General features: G+C 71.4%; 13 protein-coding genes, 22 tRNA genes and 1 pseudogene. 35 read left to right on the plus strand and 1 reads right to left on the minus strand.

Translation table 11 applies throughout. The annotated features are described in order from the left end of the window. Positions 1-195: 195 nt before the first annotated feature. Complete coding sequence (locus ACIA5G_RS51010; RefSeq protein WP_395937338.1) at positions 196-987, plus strand: class I SAM-dependent methyltransferase; 792 nt, start codon at positions 196-198, stop codon at positions 985-987. A gap of 46 nt (positions 988-1,033) precedes the next feature. On the opposite strand, the gene ACIA5G_RS51015 is transcribed toward ACIA5G_RS51010, so the two are convergent. Next, entirely contained in the window at positions 1,034-1,306 is a 273-nt protein-coding gene (locus tag ACIA5G_RS51015; RefSeq protein WP_395937340.1) for a hypothetical protein, read from the minus strand. A gap of 282 nt (positions 1,307-1,588) precedes the next feature. On the opposite strand from ACIA5G_RS51015, the gene ACIA5G_RS51020 reads away from it, so the two are divergent. From ACIA5G_RS51020 to ACIA5G_RS51185, 34 genes and pseudogenes are all read left to right on the plus strand, one after another. Then, positions 1,589-2,362 carry a hypothetical protein gene (locus ACIA5G_RS51020; protein WP_395937342.1) on the plus strand — a complete coding sequence of 258 codons (774 nt, stop codon included), beginning with the start codon at positions 1,589-1,591 and terminating at the stop codon, positions 2,360-2,362. 204 nt (positions 2,363-2,566) lie between these two features. Then, the gene (locus tag ACIA5G_RS51025; RefSeq protein ID WP_395937344.1) at positions 2,567-3,352 is read left to right on the plus strand and encodes a hypothetical protein; all 786 of its coding nucleotides are present in this window, start codon (positions 2,567-2,569) and stop codon (positions 3,350-3,352) included. A 207-nt stretch (positions 3,353-3,559) separates the two neighbouring features. Then, positions 3,560-4,351 carry a hypothetical protein gene (locus ACIA5G_RS51030; protein WP_395937346.1) on the plus strand — a complete coding sequence of 264 codons (792 nt, stop codon included), beginning with the start codon at positions 3,560-3,562 and terminating at the stop codon, positions 4,349-4,351. 215 nt (positions 4,352-4,566) lie between these two features. After that, positions 4,567-4,710, plus strand: coding sequence for a hypothetical protein (locus tag ACIA5G_RS51035; RefSeq protein WP_395937348.1), 144 nt, complete (start codon positions 4,567-4,569; stop codon positions 4,708-4,710). Positions 4,711-4,801: 91 nt separating this feature from the next. Next, positions 4,802-4,871 (plus strand) — tRNA-Trp (locus ACIA5G_RS51040). A 147-nt stretch (positions 4,872-5,018) separates the two neighbouring features. Then, positions 5,019-5,102 (plus strand) — tRNA-Tyr (locus tag ACIA5G_RS51045). Between the two features lie 5 nt (positions 5,103-5,107). After that, a tRNA-Arg gene (locus tag ACIA5G_RS51050) sits at positions 5,108-5,183 on the plus strand. A gap of 36 nt (positions 5,184-5,219) precedes the next feature. Further along, positions 5,220-5,292, plus strand: a tRNA-Gly gene (locus tag ACIA5G_RS51055). Positions 5,293-5,411: 119 nt separating this feature from the next. Next, positions 5,412-5,485: transfer RNA gene (locus ACIA5G_RS51060), tRNA-Arg, on the plus strand. A gap of 32 nt (positions 5,486-5,517) precedes the next feature. Further along, positions 5,518-5,590 (plus strand) — tRNA-Asp (locus tag ACIA5G_RS51065). Positions 5,591-5,629: 39 nt separating this feature from the next. Next, positions 5,630-5,706, plus strand: a tRNA-Pro gene (locus ACIA5G_RS51070). 72 nt (positions 5,707-5,778) lie between these two features. After that, a tRNA-Glu gene (locus tag ACIA5G_RS51075) sits at positions 5,779-5,851 on the plus strand. A 105-nt stretch (positions 5,852-5,956) separates the two neighbouring features. Beyond that, positions 5,957-6,032, plus strand: a tRNA-Phe gene (locus ACIA5G_RS51080). A gap of 49 nt (positions 6,033-6,081) precedes the next feature. Next, positions 6,082-6,155: transfer RNA gene (locus ACIA5G_RS51085), tRNA-Leu, on the plus strand. A 13-nt stretch (positions 6,156-6,168) separates the two neighbouring features. After that, positions 6,169-6,244, plus strand: a tRNA-Thr gene (locus ACIA5G_RS51090). Between the two features lie 32 nt (positions 6,245-6,276). Continuing rightward, positions 6,277-6,350 (plus strand) — tRNA-Leu (locus tag ACIA5G_RS51095). A 7-nt stretch (positions 6,351-6,357) separates the two neighbouring features. After that, positions 6,358-6,429: transfer RNA gene (locus tag ACIA5G_RS51100), tRNA-Gln, on the plus strand. A gap of 15 nt (positions 6,430-6,444) precedes the next feature. Next, positions 6,445-6,517 (plus strand) — tRNA-Gln (locus tag ACIA5G_RS51105). A 6-nt stretch (positions 6,518-6,523) separates the two neighbouring features. Continuing rightward, positions 6,524-6,611 (plus strand) — tRNA-Leu (locus ACIA5G_RS51110). Positions 6,612-6,619: 8 nt separating this feature from the next. Continuing rightward, positions 6,620-6,710 (plus strand) — tRNA-Ser (locus ACIA5G_RS51115). Between the two features lie 117 nt (positions 6,711-6,827). Continuing rightward, positions 6,828-6,917 (plus strand) — tRNA-Ser (locus tag ACIA5G_RS51120). A gap of 29 nt (positions 6,918-6,946) precedes the next feature. Continuing rightward, positions 6,947-7,019: transfer RNA gene (locus ACIA5G_RS51125), tRNA-Lys, on the plus strand. Positions 7,020-7,051: 32 nt separating this feature from the next. Beyond that, positions 7,052-7,125: transfer RNA gene (locus tag ACIA5G_RS51130), tRNA-Lys, on the plus strand. Between the two features lie 5 nt (positions 7,126-7,130). Further along, a tRNA-Arg gene (locus ACIA5G_RS51135) sits at positions 7,131-7,206 on the plus strand. A 7-nt stretch (positions 7,207-7,213) separates the two neighbouring features. Then, a tRNA-Asn gene (locus ACIA5G_RS51140) sits at positions 7,214-7,286 on the plus strand. A 155-nt stretch (positions 7,287-7,441) separates the two neighbouring features. Further along, a tRNA-Val gene (locus tag ACIA5G_RS51145) sits at positions 7,442-7,515 on the plus strand. 232 nt (positions 7,516-7,747) lie between these two features. Then, positions 7,748-9,940, plus strand: a complete 2,193-nt coding sequence (locus tag ACIA5G_RS51150) for a hypothetical protein (RefSeq protein ID WP_395937350.1) — start codon at positions 7,748-7,750, stop codon at positions 9,938-9,940. A 53-nt stretch (positions 9,941-9,993) separates the two neighbouring features. Beyond that, positions 9,994-10,089, plus strand: a pseudogene (locus ACIA5G_RS51155) (helix-turn-helix transcriptional regulator); the annotation flags it as partial. A 175-nt stretch (positions 10,090-10,264) separates the two neighbouring features. Then, entirely contained in the window at positions 10,265-10,750 is a 486-nt protein-coding gene (locus tag ACIA5G_RS51160) for a hypothetical protein (protein WP_395937352.1), read from the plus strand. Positions 10,751-10,927: 177 nt separating this feature from the next. Further along, the gene (locus tag ACIA5G_RS51165; protein ID WP_395937354.1) at positions 10,928-11,596 is read left to right on the plus strand and encodes a Crp/Fnr family transcriptional regulator; all 669 of its coding nucleotides are present in this window, start codon (positions 10,928-10,930) and stop codon (positions 11,594-11,596) included. A 107-nt stretch (positions 11,597-11,703) separates the two neighbouring features. Next, positions 11,704-12,291 carry an HAD domain-containing protein gene (locus ACIA5G_RS51170; protein WP_395937356.1) on the plus strand — a complete coding sequence of 196 codons (588 nt, stop codon included), beginning with the start codon at positions 11,704-11,706 and terminating at the stop codon, positions 12,289-12,291. A 278-nt stretch (positions 12,292-12,569) separates the two neighbouring features. Further along, positions 12,570-13,286, plus strand: a complete 717-nt coding sequence (locus tag ACIA5G_RS51175) for a hypothetical protein (protein WP_395937358.1) — start codon at positions 12,570-12,572, stop codon at positions 13,284-13,286. 318 nt (positions 13,287-13,604) lie between these two features. Then, a complete protein-coding gene (locus tag ACIA5G_RS51180) occupies positions 13,605-13,766 on the plus strand; it encodes a hypothetical protein (protein ID WP_395937360.1) in 162 nt (53 codons plus the stop codon). A gap of 91 nt (positions 13,767-13,857) precedes the next feature. After that, positions 13,858-14,628, plus strand: a complete 771-nt coding sequence (locus ACIA5G_RS51185; RefSeq protein WP_395937362.1) for a hypothetical protein — start codon at positions 13,858-13,860, stop codon at positions 14,626-14,628. Positions 14,629-14,641: the final 13 nt, after the last annotated feature.

Genomic DNA, 14,641 nt, shown 5'->3' on the forward strand with positions numbered 1-14,641 from the left:
CCGCGGCGGGCCGCCCATCGTGCGCGGGCCGACGCTTCTCCGGCGCGGTGGCGTGGCCCGGTGATGCCAGCAGCCCGGCCGGGCGGTCCAGGCCGCGCCGCTGCGCGGTCGGCTGCGCCGAGCCCGGACCGCCCCGGCCACAGGGCCGCTCACGACCTCCTGGTCCACGCACACCGCGCCGACCAGGAGGAACCGATGCGCGTCACCCAGCCCGTGAGCGACCGCACCCGCGAAGTTCTCGCCGCCGCCGAGACCGAGGGCTGCCATCTGCGCCTGCCCGAGCAACTCCCGCCGAAGGAGTACAAGGCGGTCGACGTCGTCCTGCGCAGGCTCGGCGGCACCTGGAGCCGCAAACACCGAGCCCACGTCTTCGACGGGGACGCCGCAAACGCCATCGCCGATGTCCTCTCCGGCGCCGACATTCCCGGAACCGACCGCGCTCTCGAAGGGTTCGTCGCCACCCCGCCTGAACTCGCCGCCCGGATCCTGCGTGAGCACACCGACCTCGACGTCCTCCCCTCCGGTGCCCGCGTGCTGGAGCCCTCCGCCGGCGAGGGAGCGTTCGTCAGCGCCATGCTGACGACCAACCCGGACGTCCAGGTCACCGCGGTCGAGCCCAACCCCGAGCGCGCCGCCAAGCTGCCGCAGCACCCCCGCGTCGACCTCAAGGTGGACACCTTCGAGACGTTCGCCGCAGCAGCCGCCCGGCCCACCTACGACCTGGTGGTGATGAACCCGCCGTTCGCCCTGCCCCACGACTACACAGCCTGGATCACCCACCTGATGCTGGCCTGGGACCTGCTCGCACCGGGCGGGCGGCTGGTCAGTGTCGTGCCCGGCGGGTACGCGTTCCGCACCGACCGCAAGCACACCGCCGCCCGCGAACTGATTCGCGCGCACGGCGGGGACATGACGCTGCCCGACAAGTCGTTTCCCGGGCTCGGCATCCACACCTTCCTCGTGTGGGCCGACCGCCCGGAGGTCTAGGGTCCGAAGCTCGCCGGGCGGCTGCCTCGCTGCCCGGCGAGTCTCGCTAACGCGACGGCGTCGCGACGGGTCCTCCGCTGTGGGTGCCGCCGGTTGCGCTGATCAACATCTGCTGCAGCTGTCCGTCTCCGGCGGGAAAGAGCACCCGGACGTCGCCGCCGTCCCCGCACATCTCGGCGGTGACGCCGACGTCGCCCGCCTCATCCCCGAACTGGGTCAGCCAGAACCGCATGTAGCGGCGCTGGTCGACGGTGGCGCGGGCGGGCATGGTGACGCTGGTTCCGCCCGCCGTGATGACGTTGATGTTCGTCGCGCTCATGACGCCCATCGTCCCACGTAGCCGAGCATCGGCCAGGCACGCCGCGGCGGTGGCCGCCGCCTGGCGGCCCCGGCCGCGCTCACGCTGGCCGACGCCATCCGCCCCGGCAAGGACGCCAGCCCATCCGGGCCGGGGACGGTCCTCGCTGCGCTGCGGATCCTCGGCCCGGCCGAGCCTGGCCGCCCTTGCCCGCCGCGGTCGAACGCCGGCGTGACCGCGCGTGCCCGGAACCGCTCCGGGCGCGCGGAACCCCCGCGCCAGCACCAGCTTCGAGGAGAGCCGATGGACGAACGAGCCCGCCGGGCCTTGCACGACGTCCGCACCCGAATGCTCAACGCCCGCGGAGACAACGAGCCCAACGGCGGTCACCCGCTGCTGGTCAGCATCCTGCTCAGCACCGCGACCGTCGGCGACGAGCCGACCTGGTCACCCACGGAGAACCACGCCGAACTCGTTCCTGGCGAGCTGTGGGCCCGCCCCGCGGAGGCGCCAGAGCACTACGACGTCGTGGCCGCCGCCCCCGCCCGCCAGCACGGCGACCTCCTCACCCTGACCACCGGCACCGTCACGCTGCCCGACCTGATGGGGGTCAACGGCGTCTACGACCGGCCGCAGCTGTTGGACCGGTTCGCCGTCGAGGACACCGCCACCCGCACCGTCCTGCCCGAGGATCACCCAGTCGGCCTGCGGCACCGCTTCATCGAAGGGATTTGGGACGAGCTGGTGTGGCAGTGCCAGTACAACTGGCTCGAACCGCTGAAGTACAGCTGCCCGCCGATGCCGTCGCTGACCCAGCTTCCCGACGGCATCTGGCGGATCGGGATCGCGCTGCGGATCTGCGCCGAGGGCGTCTGGGACGACCGAGACGACCTCCACGCCTGCTTCCTGGCCGGGCTTTTCGACGCCTACCCCCAGGGCAAGACGGAGATCACCTCCTACGTCGAGGACCCGCGCTACCCGTCCACCCGCGCCTGGCAGCGTCTCGGCGTCGACCCGCAGCTGCTGTCCGCCCGCGAGCTGCCCAACGAACCCGACGACACCGACCTCCCGTTCTGACCGCGGTGCGGGGCGCGGCCGACGCGCCCCGCACCACCGCCGAAGGCGGCGGCTCGCCCCCGGGGCCGGGCGGGCGCACCGTAGCCGACCGCGCCTACCTCCTCGAGGCGAACAACGCCCCGGTGCGGCCGGCTCCACCGGACGCCGCCCGGCTCCGGGCAGCCGCGCCGAGTCCGCTCGGCCCCGACGTCGAGGAACTCGCCGATGACCTTCTACCTCGGTGCGCCCGATCCACAATGGATCGGGGTGTCCAACCGGCCGCTTATGGTGTCGCACAACAGATTGCGCCGGATCAAGCACGCCTTCAGCCTTCCCATCGCCCACTCGGCGCCGTGGGTGCTCGACTCCGGCGCGTACGACGTGATCAGCCGCCACGGCGCCTTCCCGGACGGCCCCGAAACCTACGTCCGCGCCGTCCGGACCTACGACATGCAGATCCGCAACCTCAGCTGGGCTTCGCCCCAGGACTATCCCTGCGAGCCGGAATCGCTCGCGAAGACCGGCCTGACCGTGCCGGCCCACCAGCTGCTGTCCGTCCAGTCCTACATCGACCTCACCGCCTGGTGGCAGCGGCTCGCGCCGCGGCGGCCGAACCCGTTCCGGATGGTGGTGCAGGGCGACACCCCCGAGTCCTACGTGCGCTGCTGGCAGATGTTCGGCGACCACGGAGCCGACCTCGCCGCGGCCGCCATCGTGGGCGTGGGCTCGGTGTGCCGCCGCGAGAAGACCGATCTTCCCCAGGTCATCGACATTGTCGCCGCGCTGCGAGAACTCACCGGCGCCCGGCTCCACGGGTTCGGGGTGCACGCCGACGCGATCGGCCTGTTCGACGACGTCGACTCGATGAGCTGGAGCAAGGCAGCGCGCGCACGCCGCGCGAAACACTGGCAGTGCACCGCGTTCCACCGCGTCTGCTCCAGCTGCCTGATCTACGCCGAGGACTGGCACGACCGCATGGCGCGGCGCCACGCCGCCGCACGCGCAGCGTGACCCCGGGGCGTTCGCCGGCGGCGCGCGAAGCATCGCCCCCGACCCGGGGCCCGGCAACCCTCGCTCCGCTCGAAACGGGTGTGCCGGACCCCGGAGCCGACGGCGGTCGGACGCGCACCCGCCGCCTGGCAACCCCGGTCCCGCGACGCGCGCCGCGGCCATCCGGGCGGGCGGGTCCCTGCCCGTCTAGGCCCAAGGACCGCCACCATGCCCTTCACCTGCACACTCGACACCGACGTCGCGCACGCACTTCTCGGCTACACCAGCGGCATCCGTGGAGACGGCCGCCGTCAGCTCAACCGGAAACTGCACTGCAGCACCGGTGACCACTTCGTCGACCGTGCCCATCTGCTGCAGTGCGGCACCAGCCTCACCAAGACCATCGACTTCGCCGCCGCCCAGGTCACCGGCCCGGAGGGCCAGGCGCCGAGGATGCTCGACATCCTGACCGCGCTCGTCCGGCTCGACATCGACCCGGACCGGCTTTGCCGGGCGTGCTTCGACACCACCCCGTGGTCGATCGCCGACGCCTACCGAACCGCGCGGGCCGTCCGGGACGCCGACCCCGAGCCGATCGAGGTCGAGCTGACCTGGGACCAACGCGCCGTCATCGCCTACCGCGTCGCCACCACCGACCAGCAGCGAACATCCGTACCCGGGAACCTCACCCCGCAGTCCTCCGCGCTCGTCACCGTTCGCCTCAACACGGTCTCCCACGCGATGGTGGCCGGATTCGTCGCGGCCGACGACGACGAGGACCGCGACCACGGCGTCAACGCCTACGGCATTCTCGGCTCCGACCGCACCTGGCACGAGCTGCGCCGCCAGTTCCCGCTCGACGCCTACCACGCCTGGGCCGCTCTTTTCCCCGACAGCGACCCGAACGACCCGGCGCTGCCGTCCCCGCTGCGCGCGCTGTTCCCGCTGGCGGCGTTCTGGGGCTTCGCCGCGGCCGGCACCGAGGACGACCCCAACTACGAGCCGGACGCCGGGTACTGACGAGCACTTGCGGGGCGGTGACGACGACCCCCGTCACCGCCCGGCACGGGCACAACAGTACTGCCGGACCGATGCCCTGGCCGTCCCGCGCTGTCCAGGAATTGCGAGACCGACCGCGACGGGAAACCACGTATTCGACTTTTCTGCAAAATACGATTGACCCACGCTGACTTGTAGGCGATGATGAATGCACATCAGCGAACGAAGGAGCAATCATGACGACCATGCGGGAGCGAGGGACGCGACGCCAGTATCTGGCCGCCGCGATCGCTGTCGTGTGCTCGTCGAACGACAACCACCAGAAGCCCTTCTCCTGGCAGGAAGAGAGCATTCTGGGCGGCGCAGGCTCCCCACCATGACGTAGGTCTCGTCATGTCGAGGGAGTCGCCCATCGGGAAACCGATCCGGGCGGCTTTCTTTATTTCGCGCACCCAAAAACAATTAATTCCTATCGGCGAGCTAGCGGTAGCGCGGCGGTCTCCAAAACCGTTTGCCGGGGGTTCGACTCCCTCCGCCGGTGCTTCACGCCGCCCATTTCACGATGGGCCGGTGCGGTTCTTTGACATCTACACAGCGGAGCAAGACATTTCCCAGGCTCGTCCCCGTCGCCGCACCGGTGGCCAGGGCGAGCACCGGGTCCGGCCCCCACCGCGTGGCCGGGCCCACCGGTGAAGATGGGGCTGTTGGAGCCCCACCCGGCTGTAAACCGGGCGTCCTCGTGGCACAGGGGGTTCGACTCCCTCCTTCACCACCCAAGCCCCCGTAGCTCAGCGGACAGAGCGGCGGCCTCCTAAGCCGACGGGCGCAGGTTCGAGTCCTGCTGGGGGCACCAGCGTCGACGGCCGAGAGGCCGGTGCGACGCGATCATGCGGTCGTGGTGAACTCGGCGGACACGTCGGTCTTCCAAACCGAAGCAGAGGGTTCGATGCCCTCCGGCCGCTCGCAACAACTCGGCGCCTTCCGGCCCGGGACAAGGCCGATGCGACTGCTGGCTAGGTCACCGCCCTTTCAAGGTGGGGGACCGGGATCGATACCCGGATCGGCTACGCACCAACGACATACCCCTGTAGCTCAGCTGGACAGAGCGTCGCGCTACGAACGCGGAGGTGCCAGGTTCGAGTCCTGGTAGGGGTGCTGGCCGGCGCGCGACGCGCCGGCGTCCCGATGCTCACGTGGCCCAGCGGCGAGGGCACCGCACTGTCGATGCGGCGATCGCGGGTTCGAGTCCCGTCGTGAGCGCTCACTATCGGCACGGCCGTGCGGCCGCGCCGATCGCACCGGATGCGAGGGGCACTGGCGACCCCACCTGATTTGGGATCAGGAGGCACTGGGTTCGACTCCCAGGTATCCGACCACGGCCGGTTCTCGAGCGGCACGCCCGGCTCGACGTCCGGCCTTCCCCAGGTCCCGCTGTTGCGGGCCCGAAGGGCGCGTTGGTCCAGTTGGCACGGATCCCCGGTTCTCGCCCGGGAGACACGGGTTCGAGTCCCGTACGCGCTACGCGAGGGGTCCCGGCTCGCCACCGGGTCCCGAGGGTGGCCCCCTCGGGGCGGAGGGCTTCGCCTTCGGGCGCGGTGCTCCAGCTCCGACGACACGTTCCCGCACGGCTCTTTAGCTCAGCAGGCAGAGCACCGGAGTGAAGCCCCGGAGGTTCAGGGTTCGAGTCCCTGGGGAGCCACCACGCACGATCTCGACGGCTACCACGGCGCGAGCGCCGGGCGCGCCGTCGCGCGGCTCTAGCCCAACCGGCAGAGGCAGCTGGCCGAGGTCCAGTCCAGTCGGGGTTCGACTCCCCGGGGCCGCACGCGATCCGACTTGCCGCACAAGCTCACCTGGCCGAGCACCCGTCTCGTAAACGGGAGGCACTGGGTTCGATTCCCAGGTGCGGCTCCACCGCACCGTCCGGCTCGCCGGGCGGCGGCAAGGCCCCTGTAGCCCAACTGGAAGTGGCACCGCGTTCAGGCCGCGGCCAGTCCACGTTCAAATCCTGGTGGGGGCACGTACATTCCCGGTTGGTGTAGCTGGCAGCACGCCGGACTTTGGATCCGTGAGCCCAGGTTCGAGCCCTGGACCGGGAGCCGGCCGCACCCCGATGCCCGTTGGTCCAGCTGGCACGACACCGCGCTCTGATCGCGGAGATCCGAGGTTCGAATCCTCGACGGGCAGCACACGGCCCCTGTGGCGAAATCGGCAGACGCACGCGGCTCAAACCCGCGCGCCCGCGGTGGCGGGCATGCAGGTTCGACTCCTGCCGGGGGCACGCACTTTGGAGGGCTGGCCGAGCCAGGCAAGGCACCGGGTTGCTACCCCGTGGTCCGGGGCCGAGGTCCCGGCGCGCGTTCGAATCGCGCGCCCTCCGCGCATCAACACCCGGGGTGGAGCACGGCGGTCTGTGCAGCGCGCTGATTATGCGAAGAATCAGGTTCGACTCCTGGCGCCTCGACCGCGTGCGGCACCGGAAACCGGTGCCGCACAGGGAGGATTGGCCGAGCCCGGAAAGGCAGCCGTCTCGAAAACGGTGGTCGGCGTGACGAGCGCCGCGCAGGTTCAAATCCTGCATCCTCCGCCGCGCCGCCCGTGTACCGGCGGTGACCTGGGTCGTTAGCTCAACTGGAAGAGCCGCCGACTCTTACTCGGCAGGTTCGGGGTTCGAGTCCCCGGCGACCTACTCCACCCGGCACAGCACGAGCGCCGCGCCGCGGGCCGTTAGCTCAACCGCGCAGAGCAGCCGGCTTTTACCCGGCGGGTTCGGGGTTCGAATCCCTGGCGGCCCACCTTTGCCCCTGTGGCCCAACGGATACGGCGACGCCTTCCGACGGCGGAGAGTGCAGGTTCGACTCCTGCTGGGGGCACCACGTTCATTCCCTCGAGGCGCAACAGGCTGCGCACCCGACTGTTAATCGGGAGGTACCAGGTTCGAGTCCTGGCGGGGGAGCTGCGTCGCGCCCAGCGTCCCCTTGTGGAGCCAGGGACGACGCGCGATCGGGGGACGCGCCGGAGCGCAGACGATCCTTGCAAGATCGTCGTGGTGGGTTCGACACCCACGTCTTCCACCAGCACCAAGACCCCCGCGCCGTTCCGCGCGGGGGCGACGTCCTGTAGCTCAGCGGAAGAGCAGCCCGTTCACACCGGGCCGGTCCCGGGTTCGACTCCCGGGTGGGTCTCCGCCGACGTCCTGCTCCGCTGTGCAGATCCCGAGGCGCCGCCGGTCGACGGCCGCCGCGCGCAGCGTCGCTGACCGCGCGCCCGGGTCCGCAACCCCGCTTCGCGGAACGGGTTGCGCACCCAGCGGCGACGGCCAGCGAGGGCACGCGCATCCGCCCGAGCCGGGCGGCACCGACATCCGGGCTCCGCCACCGCGCGGGCCTGATCACCTGCCGAGCGAAGGACGTGAGGATGCACGCGAGGACGATCATCACCAGGACGCTGCGCGCCCCGCGCAGCCCCGCGGCCGCCGGCGACGGCGCTGCCGTGGCCCGGCAGATGGACGCGGTTCTGGCCGGCGCCGGGTTCAAGGCCACCGGCGACCTGCTGGAGCACGTCTCCGGGCTGCAGCCGGGCGCGGCGATGGACCTGGCCGTCGACGTCGTCGCGGCGGTCCGCGAACTGGTCGGCGACCACGTCGCCCACAACTCCTATTTCCGCGACTTCCCGCACGGGGTGCCCGACACCGTCGAATTCTGGGTGAGCTGCCTGCGCGACGCCCTCGTCACGCCGCACGCCCGCGGATCCGCAGCGGCGCCGACCGACGCCGAGCTGCTGGCCGCACTCGACCAGCGGCTGGTGGGGCTGCTGGACCTGCCCCGCTACGGCCGCTACCAGCACACCTACGCCGAGCTGCTCGCCGCGCACGACGAGCTGATCCCCTCGGTCAAGGACCACGTCACGCTCGTGCGGCTCGGTGGCACCGTCGCCGAGGAGACGACCGCGCTGTACCGGGCGCTGGCCGAGTCGACCACCCCGCTGGGCGAGGCCGACCTGCAGCTGCTCGCCGACCTCGCCGAGACCTGCGGCGAGGTTGAGGTGGACGGCGTGCCGGTGCGGGAGAACCGCGCCGTGCTCAACGCCGCCCGCCTCGCCGCGGGCCGCCCGCTGCTGGCGGTGGACACAGTGCTCGACGTGCTGCGTGCGGCGTGCCAGGCCAGCGGTGGCGACGTCTCCCTGGCCTCGCCGACGAAGTTCCGCAGCTTCACCCGCCGCGAGCGTCGTGCGCTGATGGCGGCGCTGGACCGCGTCGTGGCCGGCGGCGAGGGCAAGCTCGGCGACGTCGCCCGGTTCGCGAACCGGTTCAAACGCCTCGGCGAGGGGCTGCACCCGCACGAGTTCGACGAGTTCCCGCACGCGGCCGAGGTGTTCGAGGTCGCGCGCGGCCGGGCGGTCATGTCGCTGGCCGGGCGGGCGGAGCTGGCGTTCGCGCGCGGCGACCGCGCAGGCGCGGCCGACATCCTCACCGACGCGCCGGGCATGCTGATGCGGTCGCTGGACCGGCTGCTGCGCCACGCCGACTCGCCCGCACGCGACGCGGTCTTCGAGGCGATGACGCAGGTCCTCGGAACGGTGTCCGGGCGCGTGCTGTGCTCGGTGCGCGAGCACCTGGCCAACCGCGCCGAGCCGGACGCCGCGCGGGTGTTCACCACCCGGACCCGGCGGGCGTGGGTCACCGACGACACCCGGCCGCCGCTGCCGCACGAGGTCATCACGCAGGCCTGCGCGCTGATCGACGCCGAGCTGACCGCCCGGCTGCCGCGGCGCGAGCGCCTGGTGGTCGACCCGGCCGTGCTGTCGGTGGCGCTGCCGCTGTCGGGCAAGGCCGGCGAGGCCGGATTCGCGGTGCTGCCCCGCGGCTCGCGCAGCCGGATCGAGGGCGAGGTGCTGCGGTTCTTCACCCACTGGTGCCAGACCAGCCAGCGCACCGACTTCGACCTGTCCGCGCTGCTGCTGGACGCCGAGTTCCGCTACGCCGGGCACGTGTCGTGGACGAACTACCACGACGGCGGCGCGGTGTACTCGGGCGACCTGACCCAGGCACCGGCGCCGGACGGCGCGACGGAGTTCATCGACCTCCCGCTGGACTCACCCGACGCGACGTCCGCCGCCTACGTCGTGCCGCAGGTCAACGTCTACTCCGGCGAGGGCTTCGACGAGGTCGCGGAGTCGATGTTCGGCTGGATGACCCGCGACCGCGACCAGGCCGGGGCGCCGTTCGACGCCCGCACCGTGCGGACCCGCTCGGACATGCGCGGCACCGGCCGAGTGGCCCTGCCGGCCGTGTTCGCCCGCGGCGAGGACGGCGGCTGGACCGCGACGTGGCTGCACCTGTACCTCTCCGGAAACCCGAACTTCAACCAGGTTGAGGCCAACCGGGCCAGCACCGCCGTGCTCGCACGGGGGCTGCTGCAGCGCGAGTACCTCACCGTCGGCTACGTGGTCGAGCTGATGCGCGCCGCGGGCACCGAGGTCACCACCTGGGAGCCCGGCGCCGAGCTGGACGGCCCGGTGACGTTCCTCGGCCTGCACGCACCGGAGACCGTGCCGGACGGCACGGAGGTGATCACGCTGGACCGGCTTAACCAGTTGATCCCGGCCTGACCGGGCCGGTATTCTGATCATGCGAGGCAATGAGGGGACTTCCTTCTACTCCCAACGGGAAGATCGCCGCCGAGCTGTTCATCGGCGAGGCGACGGTGAAGACCCACATCAACAACGCGTTTGCGAAGATCGGCGTGCGCAACTGCTAATGGTTCCTAGTGCCCTCCCTCTCCTCGCACCGACCTTCACGATGGCCCGCCGGTCAACTCGGCGGGCCATCGTCGTTTTCGTGACGTACCGCAGCCCGGTCCGTGAGCCGCCCGCCCGCTCGGGACAGGCTCAGTCCCCGGCACGTGACGACCCACTTGAAACGAGGACCTCCCGATGACGCTGCAGTTCGCACTGGGCGACGCCACCGCGCCCGCCACCGCGCCCGCCGGCGCGGGCACCAAGGTCATCGCACACGTCTGCAACAACCGCGGTGGCTGGGGCAAAGGCTTCGTGCTCGCGGTGTCCAGCCGCTGGCGTGAGCCGGAACAGGACTACCGCGACTGGAGCAGCACCGCGGACTTCCGGCTCGGCGCCACGCACCTGGTGCAGGTCGAATCCGACGTCTGGGTGGCGAACATGGTTGCCCAGCACGGCTACCGCGCCACCGCAAACCCGATCCCGCTGCGCTACGAGGCGCTCGCGGAATGCCTGGCCAACCTGGCGGTGGACGCGGACCGGCTGGCCGCGAGCGTCCACATGCCGCGCATCGGCTGCGGCCTCGCAGGCGGTAGCTGGGAGCGCATCGCCCCGATGATCGAGCACACGCTCGTTGACGCCGGGATCAGCACCACCGTCTACGACCTGCCCCGCCTCCGGTAGCCGGACACCGCGGGCCGCCTGGCCGAGGCGGGTCGCGGACCTCCGATGGCAGCAAACACGGTCGGCGCCGTCCAGGCCGGGGCCGCTGCGCGGTCGGCTCCGCCGAGCCCGGACGGCGCCGACGCCGGCCCGCTTCCTTGCTCCGGTCCACGCACGGCGCCGACCAGGAGGCACGTCATGTCCGATACCAACACTGCCACCGGCATTCCCTCGAACGCGGCGTTTGATGCCGTCATCAAGTCTGTCGGCGAGATAGCGGAGTTCCCCCGCGGCCATGTGATCTTTCACGAAGGTGAGGCAGGGGACCGGCTCTACATCGTCGAATCCGGCAAGGTCAAGATCGGCCGCAGCGGAGTAGACGGCCGAGAAGTCCTGCACAGGATCGTCGGCCCGGGCGACATGTTCGGCGACCTGACGCTGTTCGACCCCGGCCCACGTGCCTCCACCGCGACGACGGTCACCGAGGTGCGGGCGACCAGCCTCGACCGGTACACGCTGCGGCTGCTTATCCGCCAGCGTCCCGAACTTGCCGAGGAGCTGCTGCGCGTGCTGGCGCGGCGCGTGCGCAGGGCCGGCACCGCGGCGGCCGACCTGGTCTTCAGCGACGTCCCTGGGCGGCTCGCCAGGACCCTGCTGCAGCTCGCGGCACGCTTCGGGATTCAGGAATCAGGTGGGTTGCGCGTGGTACACGACCTCACGCAGGTCGAACTCGCCCAGCTGGTGGGCTCCAGCCGCGAAACGGTGAGCAAGACCCTGTCCGACTTCTGCCGTCGCGGCTGGCTGCGGCTCGAGGGCAAGTCCGTGTTGATCACCGATCCCGAGCACCTGGCGCGCCGGGCCCGCTGACCCCGACCGCCCGGCGGCGGCTTCCCTCCGCGGCCCGGTACTGGCCTCGTTGCCCAGTGCCGGGCGCCTTCGTCAGCTCGACAAACCGAATAGATCGGAACGACATCATGGCTCACAAAGGACTGCTACTGCTCGACGTCGACGGACCGCTCAACCCCTACGCCGCGAAACCCAACCTACGGCCACCCGGCTACGAGACCTTCCGCCGCGCGAGCGGCGGCGGCTGGTTCGGCGGGCGCGACGCTCGACGCCACAAAGGACTCCGGGTCTGGCTGCACCCAGGCCACGGCGCACTGCTGCGCGCGCTGGCCGAGGACGCAGAGCTGCAGCTGGTCTGGGCCACGACGTGGCTGGAAGAGGCCAACACCCTGATCGGCCCGGCGATCGGGCTCCCGGATCTGCCGGTGATCCACTATCCACCTGCCGACCTCGAGCGCGACGGCGACGGCCACCGGTGGCGGACCGGCGGAGCGTGGAAGTGGCCGACGGTCGCAGCCTACGCGGCCGGCCGTCCGCTGGCCTGGCTCGACGACGACCACGCCGACCCGCGATTCGCGGAGGCTCGCGCGGCATTCGAGCACGAACGCCGCAGCAGCCCGACGCTGCTGTGTCACGTCGACCCGAGCACCGGCCTGCAGACCGGGCACCTCGACGAGATCCGCACGTGGGCCGCGGCCCTGCCGGCAGTCCGGTAGCACCCGCTCGCCCGCTGAGGTCCGCCCTTGCACGTCGGTCAGCCGTTCACCTGCGGGTGACCGACGTCCCTCGGCGGCCGGTCCGATCACCCGGATCGCCTTCACCGCGGCGCCCCGGCGGAGGCGACGACCGCGCGCCCACGATGCCCCGGCACCGGGCCGAGGACAAGCCGGGAGGACGACGGCTTGCCCGCTTCCCGGTGCCGGGCCGTCTGGCCGCGCCCGGCCGACGCCAGCCGGCGCGGCCGAGAACCCGCGATCCGAGGGAGACGATGACCATGAGCGACACCGTCACGTACCTGACCATCCACGCCTGCCCGCCACACCGCGTACGCGCCGTCGCCACCGCGCTTGAAGAACACTGGCAGGTCGACGTCGACGGCTCCGCCCGCAAGACCCTGCAGATCGGAGATCCTTACACCATCGACACATCCGATGTGGACCAACTGGCCGACGACCTCATCGAGACCGCCCCGGAGATGTCCTTCACCGCCCAGACCGACCCCACCGACGAGTGGCTCGGCTCGCTCCGCCGCTACGTTCCGGCCCTGCACCGGTTCGAGGCGTCTTGCGACCACGACGGCTCCGCTGTGTTCACCACCGCCCAGGTTCGCGAGCTGGACCAGCTGCCTCCCGACGCGCGACTCGCCCGGCTCGGTGTCCCGTGGTCCACAGCGATCGACGCGATGCCGACCGGCGACGCGACCGAGCCGGAGCCATACGCGACCCGCTGGATCCCGTCCACCGGTGAGATCACCGTGCTCGCCGCCGGACCGGACGGAGCCGACATGGGCGTCACCCCGGCCTGCCTCACCGCCGTCGACGACGACGGCAACCTCGCCACCAGCACCGCTGCGGACGCGGCCCTGGCCGACTGCGGATTCCGCCGCGCCAACCCGTGGGAACCACTCAACGCCACCTGCCGTGCCTGGGGTACCGACGTGTACTGGACAACCGACAACACGGACGCCAGCACGGCACCGGCGCCCGCCTGAACCACGCCGCGGAACCGACGCCGTTGCCCTGGCCCGGGGCGGTGGGTTCGCGCGAACGCTGGACCAGGGCCACGGCTGCGCCCGATGCCCCGTCTGCCCGCGCCGGGCGGGGGAGACAGGCCTCGCTGCGATCGGTCGCTGCGCGATCCCACCCCGCCCGGGCGAACGCGGCGCCCCGGCCGGTCCGCGGCCCCGGTCCTCCCAGCTCGCGCCCCACCTGCCGGTGGGGCAGGGCGACCCGGCGCGGGACACCGCGTCACCGGTGGCCTTTCGACCGGCGCTCTTGCCAGGCAAGGGCTTGACGGAAGTGAGACGTCGATGAGCGAGCAGAGCGATGAGCAGTACATCCGAGGAATCTCCTCCGATGCAGCGGGGCAGGCCTCGGCCGGAGAGACCCGCAGGCCGCCGACGGATCTGACCGCGGCGGTCGAGGGCCGCAAGCGGGCCCAGGCCGAGCTGGACGCGCAGCGCGGGAACTGATCGCGCGGCGGAGGCCGGGCGCGCGGCACTGCGCGTGCTCGGCCACTTCGCGTGCTGACCGCGCTAGTCCCTCCTGGAAGGAGGCTCGCCCATGATGCATGTCGTCCAGTACTCCGGTGGTATCGGCAGTTGGGCCACCGCCCGGCGCGTCGCCGCCCAGCACGGCACCGACAACCTGATCCTGTTGTTCAGTGACACGCTTGTCGAGGAGGACAGCCTCTACACATTCCTCACCGAATCGGCCGCGCAGCTCGGCGCGCCACTCGTGACCGTCGCTGACGGTCGCACCCCGTTCGAGGTCTACTGGCACGCCCGGTTCCTCGGCAATGCGCGATTGGCGCCCTGTTCCAAAATTCTGAAGCAGCAGCCCGCCCGCCGCTGGCTCGACGAGCACGCCGACCCCGTTGGAACCACCTTGTACGTCGGGATCGACGCCGCCGAAGCGCGGCGGATTCCCGGCATCCGCAAGGGCTGGGCACCCTGGCACGTGGAGTTCCCGCTCACCGCGGAGCCAGACCTGACCAAGGACGCGATGCTCGGCGAGGCCCGTGCCCTCGACCTGACCCCGCCCAACGCGTACGAGGAAGGCTTCTCCCACGCCAACTGCGCAGGCTGCTGTGTGCGGGCCGGCCAGGCGCACTGGCTGCGCCTGCTGGAACGTCATCCCGACCGATACGCCGACTACGAGCGCCGCGAAGACGAGTTCCGGGCCGAGTTCGGCAACGTCGCGATCCTCAAGCAACAGCGTGACGGCGTCGTGCGGCCGCTCCCGCTCGCCGAACTGCGCCGTCGCGCGCAGACCGCCGCCAGTCCACGAACGGAAGCCAGTTCCGTCCCCGCCGGAGCACTAAACATCCTGTAACGAAGGGAAAATC

The organism is Amycolatopsis sp. NPDC051758, from assembly GCF_044453095.1.
GTDB lineage: Bacteria > Actinomycetota > Actinomycetes > Mycobacteriales > Pseudonocardiaceae > Amycolatopsis.

What these genes read in the sequence shown, in the direction of transcription:
- ACIA5G_RS51020 (WP_395937342.1), top strand. Translation starts at nt 1,589, where the DNA reads ATGGACGAACGAGCCCGCCGGGCCTTGCACGACGTCCGCACCCGAATG.
- ACIA5G_RS51035 (WP_395937348.1), top strand. Translation starts at nt 4,567, where the DNA reads ATGACGACCATGCGGGAGCGAGGGACGCGACGCCAGTATCTGGCCGCC.
- ACIA5G_RS51165 (WP_395937354.1), top strand. Translation starts at nt 10,928, where the DNA reads ATGTCCGATACCAACACTGCCACCGGCATTCCCTCGAACGCGGCGTTT.
- ACIA5G_RS51030 (WP_395937346.1), top strand. Translation starts at nt 3,560, where the DNA reads ATGCCCTTCACCTGCACACTCGACACCGACGTCGCGCACGCACTTCTC.
- ACIA5G_RS51175 (WP_395937358.1), top strand. Translation starts at nt 12,570, where the DNA reads ATGAGCGACACCGTCACGTACCTGACCATCCACGCCTGCCCGCCACAC.
- ACIA5G_RS51010 (WP_395937338.1), top strand. Translation starts at nt 196, where the DNA reads ATGCGCGTCACCCAGCCCGTGAGCGACCGCACCCGCGAAGTTCTCGCC.
- ACIA5G_RS51015 (WP_395937340.1), bottom strand. Translation starts at nt 1,306, where the DNA reads ATGAGCGCGACGAACATCAACGTCATCACGGCGGGCGGAACCAGCGTC.
- ACIA5G_RS51180 (WP_395937360.1), top strand. Translation starts at nt 13,605, where the DNA reads ATGAGCGAGCAGAGCGATGAGCAGTACATCCGAGGAATCTCCTCCGAT.
- ACIA5G_RS51185 (WP_395937362.1), top strand. Translation starts at nt 13,858, where the DNA reads ATGATGCATGTCGTCCAGTACTCCGGTGGTATCGGCAGTTGGGCCACC.
- ACIA5G_RS51160 (WP_395937352.1), top strand. Translation starts at nt 10,265, where the DNA reads ATGACGCTGCAGTTCGCACTGGGCGACGCCACCGCGCCCGCCACCGCG.
- ACIA5G_RS51150 (WP_395937350.1), top strand. Translation starts at nt 7,748, where the DNA reads ATGCACGCGAGGACGATCATCACCAGGACGCTGCGCGCCCCGCGCAGC.
- ACIA5G_RS51170 (WP_395937356.1), top strand. Translation starts at nt 11,704, where the DNA reads ATGGCTCACAAAGGACTGCTACTGCTCGACGTCGACGGACCGCTCAAC.
- ACIA5G_RS51025 (WP_395937344.1), top strand. Translation starts at nt 2,567, where the DNA reads ATGACCTTCTACCTCGGTGCGCCCGATCCACAATGGATCGGGGTGTCC.